General features: G+C 32.3%; 20 protein-coding genes. 1 reads left to right on the top strand and 19 read right to left on the bottom strand.

Features of this window, described 5'->3' with window-relative positions:
• Nucleotides 1-3 precede the first annotated feature (3 nt).
• The gene (locus tag EUBIFOR_RS05205; protein WP_040466224.1) at nucleotides 4-225 is read left to right on the top strand and encodes a hypothetical protein; all 222 of its coding nucleotides are present in this window, start codon (nucleotides 4-6) and stop codon (nucleotides 223-225) included.
• A 207-nt stretch (nucleotides 226-432) separates the two neighbouring features.
• On the opposite strand, the gene EUBIFOR_RS05200 is transcribed toward EUBIFOR_RS05205, so the two are convergent.
• From EUBIFOR_RS05200 to EUBIFOR_RS13100, 19 genes are all read right to left on the bottom strand, one after another.
• Entirely contained in the window at nucleotides 433-726 is a 294-nt protein-coding gene (locus tag EUBIFOR_RS05200; protein WP_040466223.1) for an HIRAN domain-containing protein, read from the bottom strand.
• A gap of 44 nt (nucleotides 727-770) precedes the next feature.
• Entirely contained in the window at nucleotides 771-1,145 is a 375-nt protein-coding gene (locus EUBIFOR_RS13545) for a DUF2752 domain-containing protein (protein WP_083783528.1), read from the bottom strand.
• On the bottom strand, nucleotides 1,126-1,989 hold the full coding sequence (locus EUBIFOR_RS12135; RefSeq protein WP_050755944.1) for a GYF domain-containing protein: 864 nt from the start codon (nucleotides 1,987-1,989) through the stop codon (nucleotides 1,126-1,128). The genes EUBIFOR_RS13545 and EUBIFOR_RS12135 overlap by 20 nt, the downstream gene beginning before the upstream one ends.
• Nucleotides 1,990-2,039: 50 nt before the next feature.
• Nucleotides 2,040-3,188: a HipA domain-containing protein gene (locus EUBIFOR_RS05190; protein WP_050755943.1), complete on the bottom strand. Its 1,149-nt coding sequence runs from the start codon at nucleotides 3,186-3,188 to the stop codon at nucleotides 2,040-2,042.
• A 451-nt stretch (nucleotides 3,189-3,639) separates the two neighbouring features.
• Nucleotides 3,640-3,858 carry a hypothetical protein gene (locus tag EUBIFOR_RS05185; RefSeq protein WP_003864903.1) on the bottom strand — a complete coding sequence of 73 codons (219 nt, stop codon included), beginning with the start codon at nucleotides 3,856-3,858 and terminating at the stop codon, nucleotides 3,640-3,642.
• 149 nt (nucleotides 3,859-4,007) lie between these two features.
• Nucleotides 4,008-5,852: a polysaccharide biosynthesis protein gene (locus EUBIFOR_RS05180; RefSeq protein ID WP_003864902.1), complete on the bottom strand. Its 1,845-nt coding sequence runs from the start codon at nucleotides 5,850-5,852 to the stop codon at nucleotides 4,008-4,010.
• Between the two features lie 86 nt (nucleotides 5,853-5,938).
• Nucleotides 5,939-6,811 carry an LCP family protein gene (locus tag EUBIFOR_RS05175; protein WP_003864901.1) on the bottom strand — a complete coding sequence of 291 codons (873 nt, stop codon included), beginning with the start codon at nucleotides 6,809-6,811 and terminating at the stop codon, nucleotides 5,939-5,941.
• Complete coding sequence (locus EUBIFOR_RS05170) at nucleotides 6,801-7,538, bottom strand: ABC transporter substrate-binding protein (protein ID WP_003864900.1); 738 nt, start codon at nucleotides 7,536-7,538, stop codon at nucleotides 6,801-6,803. The genes EUBIFOR_RS05175 and EUBIFOR_RS05170 overlap by 11 nt, the downstream gene beginning before the upstream one ends.
• Nucleotides 7,539-7,547: 9 nt before the next feature.
• The gene (locus EUBIFOR_RS05165; protein ID WP_003864899.1) at nucleotides 7,548-9,338 is read right to left on the bottom strand and encodes an LCP family glycopolymer transferase; all 1,791 of its coding nucleotides are present in this window, start codon (nucleotides 9,336-9,338) and stop codon (nucleotides 7,548-7,550) included.
• 116 nt (nucleotides 9,339-9,454) lie between these two features.
• On the bottom strand, nucleotides 9,455-9,625 hold the full coding sequence (locus tag EUBIFOR_RS12710) for a hypothetical protein (protein WP_003864898.1): 171 nt from the start codon (nucleotides 9,623-9,625) through the stop codon (nucleotides 9,455-9,457).
• A gap of 21 nt (nucleotides 9,626-9,646) precedes the next feature.
• Complete coding sequence (locus tag EUBIFOR_RS12130; RefSeq protein WP_003864897.1) at nucleotides 9,647-11,146, bottom strand: LCP family protein; 1,500 nt, start codon at nucleotides 11,144-11,146, stop codon at nucleotides 9,647-9,649.
• Nucleotides 11,147-11,216: 70 nt separating this feature from the next.
• Nucleotides 11,217-11,378 carry a hypothetical protein gene (locus tag EUBIFOR_RS12705; protein ID WP_003864896.1) on the bottom strand — a complete coding sequence of 54 codons (162 nt, stop codon included), beginning with the start codon at nucleotides 11,376-11,378 and terminating at the stop codon, nucleotides 11,217-11,219.
• On the bottom strand, nucleotides 11,360-11,764 hold the full coding sequence (locus tag EUBIFOR_RS05155; RefSeq protein ID WP_003864895.1) for a hypothetical protein: 405 nt from the start codon (nucleotides 11,762-11,764) through the stop codon (nucleotides 11,360-11,362). Before EUBIFOR_RS05155 ends, EUBIFOR_RS12705 begins: the two co-directional genes overlap by 19 nt.
• On the bottom strand, nucleotides 11,748-12,458 hold the full coding sequence (locus EUBIFOR_RS05150) for a CpsD/CapB family tyrosine-protein kinase (protein WP_003864894.1): 711 nt from the start codon (nucleotides 12,456-12,458) through the stop codon (nucleotides 11,748-11,750). Before EUBIFOR_RS05150 ends, EUBIFOR_RS05155 begins: the two co-directional genes overlap by 17 nt.
• Nucleotides 12,459-12,460: 2 nt before the next feature.
• On the bottom strand, nucleotides 12,461-13,237 hold the full coding sequence (locus tag EUBIFOR_RS05145; protein ID WP_003864893.1) for a tyrosine-protein phosphatase: 777 nt from the start codon (nucleotides 13,235-13,237) through the stop codon (nucleotides 12,461-12,463).
• Complete coding sequence (locus tag EUBIFOR_RS05140; protein WP_003864892.1) at nucleotides 13,237-13,959, bottom strand: YveK family protein; 723 nt, start codon at nucleotides 13,957-13,959, stop codon at nucleotides 13,237-13,239. The genes EUBIFOR_RS05145 and EUBIFOR_RS05140 overlap by 1 nt, the downstream gene beginning before the upstream one ends.
• A gap of 344 nt (nucleotides 13,960-14,303) precedes the next feature.
• Nucleotides 14,304-14,729 (bottom strand): hypothetical protein, encoded by a 426-nt coding sequence (locus tag EUBIFOR_RS05135; RefSeq protein ID WP_147587373.1) that lies wholly within the window; start codon nucleotides 14,727-14,729, stop codon nucleotides 14,304-14,306.
• A 30-nt stretch (nucleotides 14,730-14,759) separates the two neighbouring features.
• On the bottom strand, nucleotides 14,760-14,894 hold the full coding sequence (locus EUBIFOR_RS13385; protein ID WP_003864889.1) for a hypothetical protein: 135 nt from the start codon (nucleotides 14,892-14,894) through the stop codon (nucleotides 14,760-14,762).
• Nucleotides 14,895-14,902: 8 nt separating this feature from the next.
• Nucleotides 14,903-15,104 (bottom strand): hypothetical protein (locus tag EUBIFOR_RS13100; protein ID WP_003864888.1); only part of this gene is annotated, 202 nt, incomplete at its 5' end.

Below are 15,104 nucleotides of genomic sequence, written 5' to 3'. Positions count from 1 at the left end.
AACATGGATAATCAATTATACAATCAAATCAAAGCTGTTCATGAACAGTATATTAAAGAACAAAATCGTTTAGAAGATGAAATCGATCGTTTAAGAAGAGAAATCGTTTGCCTCGATAATGAAGATGAAATCGAAGCCTTGAATAAACTTGTTCGAATCGATGACATCAAACGTAAGATGGTTGTAGAATTCATTCATAGTTTAGATAAGATTGTGGAGCAATAAGTCCGCAATCTTTTTTAAAATTCTAGAATCCATCCGTAATAATTTTTGCTTTATTTACAATTACATTACTACCATGATATATTTAGATTCTTTTACCCTCTATCGTCTTAACTTATTATGGGTATCAAAACATTTATATGAACTATCTAAATATATTTTCCCCTAACAAAACATCTTACCTATACCTATACCAATTCTTTAATATCCTTATTCTACAAGTTCACATACAACTCCCTTATCTAGAATGAACTTGATCTTACCCTGTGCCTCATCTTCGATCTTGTCATATAATCTTCCAGCACTGTAGCTTTCTCCTAGTACTGTATATGGACTATTAGCAACATAGCCAATCTTTCCTAGACCTGCAAGATTGACACTAATAGCTTCCTTATCATATTCATTATCTTTATCTTTCTTTAGATAAATTACCATTTCCTTTTCTAGAAACTCATTTCCATAATAATGATTTAAACCTGTCATTGTGAAATAAATGTTTGACATCTTCTTGTCCTCCTTTTGATTTCAAAATACAGCTTTAATTGACATTATACGTGTCTAAATATGAAATAAATCAAATTTTCTTTAGAATACATCATTGGACTATTGGGAAAATAAACAATCATACGATAGATATAATAGACAATCATGAAAATGGCCCAGATGATCAATAGTTTCTTGATTCTTTCCGGTTTATTTAAATTCATCAAAACTACCACAAACACAATAAGAGTAGGAATAAGGAGTGCATGATAATAGAGGGATAAAGAGAATTTAAAATGAAGTAGATAATATAGGCTTGTTTTCATGTTGCATCCGGGACATGGTAAGCCTGTAACACTTTGAATAGGACATTTATAGAATAATAAAAGAAGGAATAGTATAAGAACTATTCCTAAAGTCTTAGTTTTTTGTGAGTCCATTGATATTACTTTGTAGGATGCAATAAGAAACTATGGATAGTTGTAGAATGGCTAATACCATTAAAACAACACTATCATCACTTAGGTGTTGACCATTTTTAGTAAGGCTTGAAACCATCTTACCCGCTTTATACATATAGTAAATTTGATAAATACCACAAGTGACAATGCTTAATACAACCACAAGGAATGGATCGGCTCCTTTTTCTTGGTGTTGGCTTGCACATAAATCATTTAAATCTTTGGCGATGGTATATAGCCAATAAAGGCCATATAGTCCACATGTCACAAACGTTAATACAACATTTAAGGCAATACTCTTTTCTTTCACCCCATAAAAAGAAGGTTGTGGTGTAGGTTCTGGTTCTGGCATTTCATTTCCTGCAAGCTCGGTATTTTTTAGGTGTGTCCAATCTTGCATACCTGTTTTCCATACAAAGCTATTGCCTGAAAGAATACCTGCATCCATAAACCCTTTCATTTCTTCTTGTGAATAAGGTCCTTTGGAATCGTTGTTTTCAACATAATACCAATTCTTTTCTTCATCCACATGCATGAATTCATTAAGCTCACTATCCGCTAGTTTTTGCCAATCCTTTAAACTCGCCTTCCATACTAGAGTAGAACCCGTAATTTTATTGGATTCAATCAATTCTTTCATTTCTTCTAAAGTAAATGCACCTTTAGAATCATTATTCTCTACATAATACCATTCTTTAGCTTGTGTTTTATCAACAACCTCAATGGGTTCAACAATTTCTTCTTCAACTTCTACTTTTGTTCCACAATTTGAACAGAACTTTGCATCATCACTAATTTCGTGACCACAATTTTTACAAAACATAACAAACATCCTTTCGATTGATTCAATTATAAAATGAATTTCTTGTTATCTCAACTACTTAAGAAAAACTTAAGATTATGAATTTGTCGATTCAACAAAACGCATAGCTTATGAATACGTTGATCCGAATAGTAAGTCATATGTTGATATTGATGCAACAAGTCATCAAACCATGCAGGTAGATCTTGTAGTTTATCTATATCAATGCGATTTAAATCTTGTACGACTTGAATGATCTCTTTAAAGGGTTTAATTTCATAAAAGAATTTTCCCTCACCTACAACGTGCATTTCATTATCATCGTAGTATTGAATATTAAGACTTTGTCCATTATCAAATATAGGAGCAACATCCACCCATTTGAGTGTATTCACATTTCGAATGATGCCAAAATTATTTAAATGCCGATCTTCATTTAACATTAAATAGTCGAGTATAAACATATTCTCCATTTTAATACGAGCATCCCCAATACCTTCTGATTCTAATTTTTTAATATAAGAATCATAGTCATCAATCGAATCATCCATAATTTGACGACCCGTTACAAGCTCTGTATTGATATCAATGAAACATGGACATTTAGAAACAACCATATCTTTGTAGATTGCCAATGAGTATTCAACATGATCAAATCCAAGTCTTCTACAAATTTCACTAGCCAAAACTTCATTAAAAGGTTGTAGTGTTTCATTTTTATAGCCACCCTTGAGTAAATAGCGAATGCCATCTTCAATGATCCAAGCCTTTCTTAACATACCATCCGTTGTATTATTTGGAGAATATAATGAAGATTCATTTTGAATACATTTCGTATTCTTTGATAAAGAAGCATCCATGAATGGAGCATATTCAAAATCATTTTCAAAGAAATTGATCTTATCATAGGATATATCTAAATCCTTTGGTTTTAACCAATATTGATCGGATAAGGATAAACCAAAAGCCTTATCTAATAATTCACTTGGTGCATGTACATTCAAACGGTGCATCAACAAATCCAATTGATCTCTAAAGGATGGAATGCCACGATTTTTAAACCATTCACTCAATTGAACACATAAAGAATTCGAATTACGTAAATGATAAGGCGCATAGTCCATATTATACAACACATATATATTTGTGAATACACCAACACCACTCATGTATTCAGCCTCTAGTACAGGTGTATTCTTATTCATTAACACACATCTCATATTCTTTTTCTCCATTATACAACTACACACTAATTATACAAAAGATTGATCATTTAAGATATATTTACATTCTTTTTTATCAAAAGAATCCTGCTCATCCTGCACTAACAATCCCAGTAAATTCATTTGGTAGCTAAGTTATATTGGACAAGTCTAGAAAAGGTGTTTGCGATAGCGGAAAATATTAACGTAAATCAAATAAAAGTTTCCGAAATGGGAAAATAATATGCTGTTCTATGTATAATATGCCATACTGAGAAAAAAAGGAAGAACGCAGATATTTCCACATTTCTTTTTACCATTCAATATCCTTGAAATTTACAACTGGCACAGCTCCATTTCTTCCCTGTAAATACCCTTTTTGAATATTTTCTGATTTTCGTGGTGAAAAATCATCTAAAGAATATAAATCAGAAACACCCGTTTTATTATCTGTTTCAACAAAATAAATTTAAATCCAACAAATCATTCGAATAGCTGCACTCATTGCTTTATGTAAATTTGATTTACCAGCTGCATTAACACCATATATCGCTACACTCGGTAAGATTCTTTCATTTTTATAAAACAATAAATTTTCTTTATGCGAATTATCTTTATTCGTACTTAAGCTCAAGATCACTTCATCTCTAAAAAACAAAAAGTTAGTAACAGAAAATTGTATTAACATTTTAGCTCCTAACTTACATAATAAATAGAAATATCAACTTATTTTCTTTATTTTTGTATTTTTTCTTCCATATTTAGATTTATACATCCTATTTTCAATAAAGAAAAATGCCGAGTTTATTCTCAGCACTTATAGATATATTTACATACTTAGTCTTGAATCATATTCATCAAAACATCTTTGATTTGTTGTTTATCATCTGTAGTTTCCATTAATTCTTGTAGTTGAACTAAATCAGAATCTACAACTGTGGAATCAATGTCCATTTTTTCATGAACAAAAATTAAGTTGTTGTCTGTTTTATGACACTCTTCCATTTCAAGAGCCAATTCTTCAAACATTTTTTCACCAGGACGTAATCCAATTTCTTGAATTTCAATATCACGTCCAGGTACAAGTCCGGCCAAGCGAATCATTTTATCTGCAAGATCCCATATTTTCACTGGTTGTCCCATGTCTAGAACAAAGATTTCTCTTTCATTCGCATAAAAACCAGCTTGTAGAACCAATTGAGCCGCTTCTGGAATGGTCATAAAGTAACGTTTAATATCTCTATGTGTAACGGTTACGGGACCTCCATTCTTGATTTGTTCTTTAAAGATTGGAATCACAGAACCATTGGATCCCAACACATTTCCAAAACGAACAGCCGCCATATGAATACCACAATGCGTTGTTCTTGACTGCATATACATTTCCGTCATTCGTTTAGTGGCTCCCATGACATTGGTTGGATTAACCGCTTTGTCGGTTGAAATCATAATAAATCTAGAAATACCGCAGTCGCAACAAGCATCAATCACATTCTTAGTTCCAAAGATATTATTACGAATAGCTTCTGTAGGACGATCTTCCATTAAAGGAACATGTTTATGAGCGGCTGCATGATAGACAACATCCGGTTTGTAGTTCTTCATTAATTTATAGATTTCTTCTCTTTCACGAATGGATATAATCAATGATTCAAGTTCAATGGAATCCTTCATTTCATGTTTTCTTTTCATGACCAAGAATTCTTGTTTTAACATATACAGAGCATTTTCATTGATATCCACCATAATCAATTTAGAAGGATTGAAATGAACAATTTGACGACACAATTCAGAACCAATCGATCCACCTGCTCCAGTAACACAAACCACTTTGTTTGTAAGATACGATCCAATCTGATCCACTTTTAAATCAATGCTCGGACGATTCAATAAATCCTTGATATCAATATCCTCAAAAGAAATATGATTATTCGCATCACTGCCAACTAAGATGCGCATCATTTTTGTAGGGATTGAAGTCGATGCACATAAATCCAGTATTTCCTGCTTTCTTTTGTCATTTACAGAAGAGATTGTAATAAAAATACAACGCACATTATTTTCTTCACACACTTGTTTCACTTCTTCAATTGTTCCAAGTACTGGCTTACCACTAAGCATAGTCCCCTTCTTTTTAAAGTCATCCACAAAACCAATGACATTATACGGATAGGCCATGTTATGATAGATTTCATTCATCAATAAATATCCACCGCTACCAGCACCAACAATTAAACAATTCTCAACTCTTTCAAGATCCATGATGTAGCGTCTAGCCATACGATAGAGCATTCTAGCACCTAAAATGAACACAAAGCATAATAATTCAGCTAAAGCAATCAGTTCAATATTAAAAATATCGACTTGAATCACAAAAAAGGACATTATACAAAAACAAACTAAACAACTTAAAAATGTACGAACAATTTCATTTGGCCCCGTATATGTCCATAACGACATTTGCGTTTTAAATAGGCGTAACACAACAAAATGGATTGCCAACAAAAAGAACAATCCTAAGCCAAGTAATTTTGTCAAAGTGATTACACGTCCTGAAATCAAAAAATTATTTTGAATTAAAAATGCGACAATATATGCCAAGAAGACAATACATACATCAATAAATGATATTAGGAGTCCTCTGTAATTTTTATATAAATTAGATTTATAAAGACTATTCATTGTAAAACCTCTTTTTCATTTATTAATTATAACTGAAAATACATAAAAAGTAAAAAAACCATTTCAAAGCGAAATGGTTTCTTAAATTAATTTTCTGGTTCTTCTGTAAATTCATTATCCGTTTCTTCAGTATCCGGAGTATATGTTTCCTGATCCTGAACAATTTGATCTGAATAAATTGGCTCTTCAGTAACAGTTTCCTCTTCTAAATAATCTGTAGTTGGAACCGTTTCATAATAATTATATTGAGGAGAGCCATCTTCAGCTACTTCTGTACTTGATTTACCATCCATTACAGCTTGAATCTTTTCTCTTGCGATTCTTACTGTATTTAAATCTGGAACTTGTACACTTGCACCTTGTCCCATAGATGCACACATCAAATTGTCCCCCAATCCTGAAATTTGATAAGTTTCAAATTTCCATGAAGGTTTTGCCTGTAATTCATATTTAATTAAATCAGTGATTTCATCGTATGTCATATTCGTTTCAAAAGCTGATTGAAGAGAATCAATAAAGCTTGTGTAATTTACTAATGCACTACTACTGATTGCACGGTTGATAATAGCTTGTAAAACCTTTTGTTGGTTACGAACACGCTGATAATCCCCATCCACATATGCTTTTCTTTCACGAGCAAATGCCAATGCTGTTTCACCATCCACATGGTGTAATCCTACTGGAAGTCCTGGTTTCATATTTGCCCAGAATAAATCGCATTGTTCGCCTTCTTCTACATTTAAATCAATTCCATCCAATGCATTCACAACGTCAATAACACTTGTAAAGTTTACACGGAAAGAATAATTCACTTTTAAATCATAGAAATTCTCGATTGTTTCACGCGTTGTGTTTAATCCATAAATACCCGTATGCGTAATCTTATCCATTTGACCATTTGGACAAGCCACATCCCCATCGGCATCACAAACAGTTTCTACATACGTATCACGTGACATACTCGTTAAAAGAATTGTTGAAGTTTATTGTGAATGGATTTTTAGTGATGTCAGAAACAACTAATGAATCATTCTTTTTCGTTGTATAGTATGATTTTGAATATACGACACGAGTTTCGGTTGAGAAATGTTCATATTCCTCAACACTTGTAATATTACCACGATAAGATTCATTTAAAATCATCGCATCAATATCACCATTATATAAAGCTTCAACTAAGCTTAGAGCACCATCATATTTTTCAAGATCAAAATAATTTGCACCCTTTTCTTTCTTAACAGCCTTTAATAATTTGCTTGTTCCAACCTTATCGACATTGTTAAGTCGACCAACCTTTTTACCCTTTAAAGAAGATAATTTAGTAATTTTACTCTCATCCTTAACAATAATAGAAACTGTATTCTTTACTTCACCAACCTTGTGATCCGTAACCTTTTGCATGAAATCATCCGTCTTATAAAGATAGAAATTTCCAATGCCCATAGATACTGTATACAAAAGCACAAATATAACCGCAAAGACTTTACTTACAACACCCTTTGCCATTAGGTTGATCCATAAGATGAAAATCAAACAAATTAATACAAATATCAATACAACTGGAATGAATAGACTTTGTGGTAAAACATCCATTTTAGACAGTTGAACTACAATTAATCCTGAAGCAGCTACCATCAAGATGGAAAGAATAACTGCAAAAACTTTAAAAATAATATTCTTTTTCATGTTTTCTCCTTAATACCCTTCATTAGAATCATCATATGATGGCTCTTCATAAGAATCATAACCCGTATTCGAGTTCGAATAATCTTCATTCGATGAATTCTGTGTATCATAAGATTCTTGATAACTTGGATCATAACTATAACTATAATCATAATCGTAATCGTAATTATAATCCGTACTTGAATCATTTGATTCATGAATTACATTATCTGCACTTGGCTCTTGAACGGATCCAGATGTATCTTTTACTGTATCTGAACTTTTACCCTCTAAAACCGCATTAATCTTATCTCTTGCTATTTGATTCATCAATTCATTTTCATATGTTATGGAAGCATATGTTTGTGCTAAATAACAGAATTCATTACCAGAATCCCCCGAAATCGAATACGATTCAAACTTCCATTTTGGCATAGAACCAAGTTCATACTTAATAAAATCACTCATTTCATTCGCCGAAATGTTTGTATCAAACGCAACTGCCAAAGCATCCATAAACTTACCATAGTTTGTAATCATCTTAGGAGATACTACACGCTTAAATATTGCCTTAAATACCTTCTGCTGATTTTTAACACGCTGATTATCCCCATTTAAATAAGCATGTCTTTCACGTGCAAAAGCTAAAGCTGTTTCACCATCCACATGATGCTTACCTACACTCAGTCCAGGCTGCATATTCGCATATAAAATATCACACTCTTCGCCTTCCTTGATATCCAAATCAATTCCATCCAAAGCATCCACTAAATTAACCACACTTGAAAAGTTTATACGAACATTATAATTGATCTTTATACCTAAAGCATTCTCAATTGACTTTTCCGTACTCTTGATTCCAAGAAGACCCGTATGTGTCAATTTATCTTTACTCTCTTCTGGACACGAATTTTCATCCCCTTCAGGACATACAAGATTTACATAATAATCTCTAGGAATACTTGTCATCAAAATCGTTCCCGTTTTAGGATTTACCGTCAACAACATATTCGCATCACTACGCGTATTTGAATCCTGTAAACTACCATAAGAATCATTACCACTCACAAGTACAGTAAACGCATCTTTCGTAATATTTCTAACCGGATCACTCTCATTTTCACTTGCCGCTTTTTCTACATAATGCACATTTTGATAAGCAACATTCGTAATCGTGTTAAAAGTAAAATATTCCTCTGTCTCATGTAAAACATCACGATACTTTTCATTTAAACAAATCGCATTTACACTACCCTCATATAAAGCATTTACCAAATCATCTAGATTGCTATAATCTGAAGTTGAATATTTAATCTCATCTTTTTTAAGTGCCTCTAAAGTACGCTTTGTAGCTTCCTTATCCATTTCAAGAACAGTACCAATCTTCTTATTCTTAAGATCCGCCTTTGAAGTAATATTTGAATCCTTTAATGCGATAATTGAAGTTGTGATAGCCCTTTTATCTGCAAGACTTGTCACTACATCAAAAGTATCCTTCGTCTTATAAATAAAATAATTTCCATACGCAAAAGCTACACACATACACAAAGAGATCAACCCAAGTAATAATCGACTGAAAAACTTCTTTGCCTTATAATGCATCATTAAAGTGACTATCAAAGCTAATATTATAAACACAGCCGAAATTAACACAATCAATTTAAATGGCAATAAATTTAAACGCACCATTTGAAGTATAAGTAATGCGAGTGCAACAAACATAAACACCGTTAAAAATTTACTTATAGGCCTTCTTTTTTTCTTATTCTTTTTACTATTTCCCTTTACATCATGGGAAAGTTCAATATCTTTTTTAGACATAAAATAATCTCCTATAATTGATTTATATGGCTCACAATTACATATTATATAATAAAATACTACTTTTTGGCAAATCGACAAAAAAAGGATGGTCATTTTAAACCATCCTACAATACTTAATCATGTAACAAATCTATAAAAACCAATAATAAAGAAACTAACAATAATACAATACTAGCCAAAACGAACCACACAATTGAAATCATTAAATATAGAACCAGACATATAATACTAGCCATGATACAAGAAATCATTCCAATCATTAAACCCAAATGTGCTTTGTTCATTGTAAGTACCCCTAAGCTATATTATTGTACATCATCACTTGAATTACCAGCTAAAACAGCATTAATTTTATCCTTAGCCATTTTAACCGTACTTTGATCTGGAACCATAACAGATGCCGCATCTCCAAGTTCAGCGCACATTAAAGTATCACCCGTACCATCTACCATATACTGTTCCATCTTCCATTTTGGATTCTTATTCAACTGATACTTAATCAAATCCGTAATCTCATCATTAGACATTGTTGTTGAGAAAGTATTTGCCATACTATCCATAATCGAAGCATAATTTGTAACGATTGCAGGACTTGTAATCTTATCGATAATTCCCATAAGAACTTGTTGTTGATTCTTTGTACGTTGTCGATCCCCTTCTGTATAGGCATAACGCTCACGAGCATAGGCAAGCGCATGCTCTCCATTTAAATGATTCACACCTTCATGTACACCATAAGCAGGATTTGTTAAAAGTTTATCTACTGCATATCCAGGAGCCACAGTAACATCGATTCCACCAACGGCATCTACTAAATCTGTTACTGTATCAAAGCCAACTTTGAATGTATAGTTAATTTCAATACCCAATAATTGTTCTACAGTACGCTTTGTCGTATTCGTACCATGAATACCCGTATGTGTAATCTTATCTAATGCTCCTTGCATACATCCATCCCCTGCATCACAAGCTGTAGTGACATAGAAATCACGTGGTACGGAAGTTAATAGAATGGTATGTGATTTAGGATTAACTGTAGCTACCATAATCACATCACTACGACCATTTTCATCAAATCCACCACGTGTATCTGAACCAGAGATCAATACATTAAATGGTTTTGAAGTAATATCACTTACAGCTGCGGCTGAATCATTATTTTTTACTTTATAAGAAGTTTGATAAACCACACGCGTATTTGAATCAAAGTTAGAATAAGCTTCCATATCCAAAATTTGACTACGACTTGATTCATTAATAATAATGGAATCTACTTCTCCATTATAGAAAGCTTCTAAAAGTGCTGTCATACTATCATATTGTATTTGTTCCATCTTAATATTGGATTTACTTAAATCTTCTAACATAGCAGCCGATCCAGCTGTACCAATATTTCTTAAATAACCAACACTAAGGCCATTTAAAGACTTCTTATCTTTAACATCACTCGATTGTTTTACAACAATGCTTACCGTATTTTTCGCATTCTTTATAACCGAAGTAATCTTATTTAAAGCACCACCCGTTTTAGAAATATAGTATCCACCAATACCGTATCCTACAGATAATACAACAGCTAATAGAATACAGATAATTTTAGATACTACACCTTTAGAAATAAAACATAGTAATAACACAAAAATTAAGTCGATTAATATAAATATTGTTGTAGCTAAAAATAATAATTTACTTGTCAAAACATTTAATTGAATCAATTGATATAAGCAGTATATACTTGAAATAACTAAGATTAAAGAAAATAGAATCCCAAATACTTTACTCACAACATTTTTCTTTTCATTCATACTTAACACCTCATTTTCTAACTATATTACTACAATAATGAAAAAATGCATACACAAATGTATGCATTCATTATCCTAAAATTGTAGATAATACAGTAAATGTAGCCGCATCTACAGTAGCCGTAGTTGTGACATCATTTAATACAAATGTGACTGTATATTGATTTGTATTTGAATCTAAAGAACAAGTAATATTAGATACATCACTTTGTTCTAATCCAGAATTTGCCAATACCGCATTGATTGCCTGTTGTTGACCTTCATCAAATGAAGTTGAAGACTTTTCTTCTTTTTTGTAGTTTCTTCTTTAACCGGTTCTTCAACCTTTTCAGTTTCAGTGGTCTCTTCTTTAGCTCCACGCTTAAAACTACGTTCTTTTATAATACCATCTTTACCAATCTTGTATTCATAAGATCCACCATTCGTATTAAATGAAACAATATATGAACCTTTTTGTTCTTTAATGGATACATTTTCACATTCACTTTTCGTGGCATTCGCATCATCTCTAGCTACTTCTAGAATATCATCTTTTGTGATTTCTAAGCCAGATTTACTACAACCCGTTAGAAGTAGACCAAAAGCTGTAAGGAATATTAAACTATTTCTTTTCACCATCACCGTCTCCTCCATAACCATATCCATATCCGTAGCCATAACGGTTTTCATCACTCATATCCACTTTGTTTAATACAACACCAATTACGTGTCCACCATTACGTTTTAAGTCATTGATAGCCGTTTTAACTCTACGTTTATCTGAAGATTTTGCATCCACTACATATAATACGCCATCACTCACATTACTCAATGGAATTGTATCTGATGCTACTGCCATTGGTGGTGAGTCAATAATAATATATCCAAATTCTTTACGAGCTTGTTCTAAAAAGCGTCCCATTCTTTTAGATCCCAATACTTCACTAGGATTTGGTACTCTATGACCTGCTGTAATTACAGTAAGTGTTTGACCACCATCATATTGAACTTGTTGAACACCCTCATACGAATTGATACTAAGTCCTTCTTGAAATTCAGAAATAATATTTGTAAGTCCTGAACGATTTGAAATATGCAACGTTTTATGAACCGATGCATTTCTTAAGTCACAATCAATTAATAATACATTTTTATATTTTGCTGCCATAATACGAGCCAAGTTACAAGCTATCGTACTCTTTCCTTCATTTGGAACTGTACTTACACAAGTAATAACCTGCATAGCCTCATCCATTTGACTAAACTCAATATTTGTACGCAAGCCACGATAAATCTCATCTACATCAAACTGATTTCTCTTTTTCTTTGCCATTTCTATCTCCTAAAGAAACTAAAACGCTTCTTTTTCTTTACAACCTCAACATTTAATATATCCATATCACTCAAGATACGCTTAGGATTCTCAAAAAATAATATATCCGCATTCTCACTACCAATACGCTTTGAAACAACAGAATACGCATCACTCAATTTAGAAATACGATGCCCACTTGCTCTATGTGTATCTGTACCAATCACATCACAATATCCATCATCTAATAAAGATAATGCGTTCGATTGAATTGTCTTTCCATGCATTCCTAAAATAGAAGTACGATTGATCTGTAATACACAACCCATATCAATCCAATTATCAATAATTGAATAATCAAGTCCGGAATGAAAATAACGTTCAATATGCGCAAGCACAGGAACAAATCCCTTTACCTTCAATTCATACAAACAATCATCTCTATAATCAATGGAATGAATGTCACGAAGAACATTATACTCCACAAGCATATAACGAGATCCATTTAGTGTAGGATATAAATCTAAATCCAACCCATCAATGAATTCACTATTCATCATGACTTCTCCACCACAATAAATTGGAATCGGACTCATTTCTTTTAATTCCATCTGACGAGAAACAATCTCATTATAAATAGAAACATCTAATTGTCCAGGTATAAAGTGTGGTGTACTACAGATTCCTACAAAGCCATCATTACGAGCTGCTTCTAACGAACTTTGAGCATCCTCAATAGATGGCATGCCATCATCAATACCCCAAGCGATATGTGAGTGAATATCTATAAACTTAGCCATTATAATTCAGGAATCTCGCAGAAAACAGGAATACCCAAATATTTTTCTGCCTCTTCTTTCGTACGCAAACGATTATCAAACAAGAATCTTAATACCGCATATCCTGCACCAAGTACAAATCCAACTGCAGCCGCAAGTACACCATTCTTCTTTGCATTTGGACCACTTGGTACATAAGATAATTTTGCCTTGTCTACAATTTCAATATTACGAACATTTAAGTTTTTCTGCATTGTCTTAATAAAAGTATCTACAGTTCCATTTGCGATATCCTTAGATAACTTAGGATCTGTAGTTGTAGCCGTAATTGTGATAATTTCCGTATTTGATTCATTCGTAACTTCAATACAATCTTTGACACTTTTTGCGTTTTCCATACCCACATTTTTAGCCACTTCAGACATAACATTATTCTGCGTCATTAAGTTAACTACGTTAGTAACCAATTTACTATTGGCAATCTGTGAGTTATAATCCAAAGCACCACTATCACTTACTTGAGGCGTTAAATAAATGGAAGTACTAGCCGTATATTTAGGCGCAATCAAAAACTTTGTTCCAAAAAATCCAACAGCGCCAAATACAACACAAAGTAAAATAATTAATTTAATATGTTTTAAAATAACACGAGCCACTTCAAGAAGATCAATAACATCTTCATCATCTTCTACATTAGCCACATTCATATAAGCATCATTACGAGACATTCTCTTATAAGCCATAAACCCTTATCCTCCTACTTTTTATTTTAAGCATGATTAAAACAACCATGAACCAAAACATTATAACTATACCATAAAATGAACCTTTTTTTATAAATAAATTCATCTTATATGTAAACAATTGTTAATTTTTCATGAATATTTTATCAAATCATAGTCAAATAGTGTCTGCCAAGCGGTGTAATACGATAACTATCGCTTGCACTCACTCTTTTTAAACTAGGAACCTTTATATCATTTAGATTCCTTTTTCGATTCTCTTTTTTTACTTTCTCCAAGTAATTTACAATCATTTCTAAATTATCATCATTCATTTCTTCATTTCGACTCTGTAATAGATCAAATCATTCCAATTTCTCCTTAATAAATCGAATTTGATTCAGTTCAAGATTTAATTCATTGCATATAGAAACAATACTCTCACCATAAGTTTCTAGATTTGAATACACTTTTAATATACGAATATCCAAATCATTCAATTGAGACATCGTTTTAAAAAACATTAAACCCAAATCTATGTTTGTATGATCCGATTCCAAGAGGTTGATATATCCATTCACATTATATTCAACCAACTTTTCCTGTATCTCATCCATTATATTATCCAACAAAGCCTCTGTAATCTGTTCAATAAAGACTGGATTATTTTCAAATAGATTATTCATTCTATATTCAAGTTCAGTTTGTCTAGTCTGAATATTTTTTAAAGCATTTAAAACATTTCTTTCAAGACAATGTTGTTTATATGAAAGAAGAACATTATTTGCCACGGGCAAAACAGATCCAACCATTTCACAAGCTCACATTCCCATACCTTTATCAAACAAAAAGCTTCCTGCTTCTTGAATAACTGCAGGTAATAGTTTTTCTACTAGTTCTTTTCCGACCTCTTCTTTTGTCGCATCCATTAAATCCTTTAATTTATATTGATCCATAATTTCTCCTAATCCATAAATAGTATATTCTTTAGTTCACTAGTCCACTTTTTCCAACTCATAAAGACTTTCGTTATAATTCGAAAGACTGCACAAAATGGAATGAAAATTGGATAGGAATCAAGGAATTTAGAGTGATTCTTAAACCAAGAAGCTTCTGGAAACAATCTTCTAAATACATATTTAGCTTTTGCGTGTTTAGAACCTTCC

Source organism: Holdemanella biformis DSM 3989 (assembly GCF_000156655.1).
GTDB classification, from domain to species: Bacteria; Bacillota_I; Bacilli_A; order Erysipelotrichales; family Erysipelotrichaceae; genus Holdemanella; species Holdemanella biformis.
This window is presented reverse-complemented; position numbering and strand designations above follow the sequence as displayed.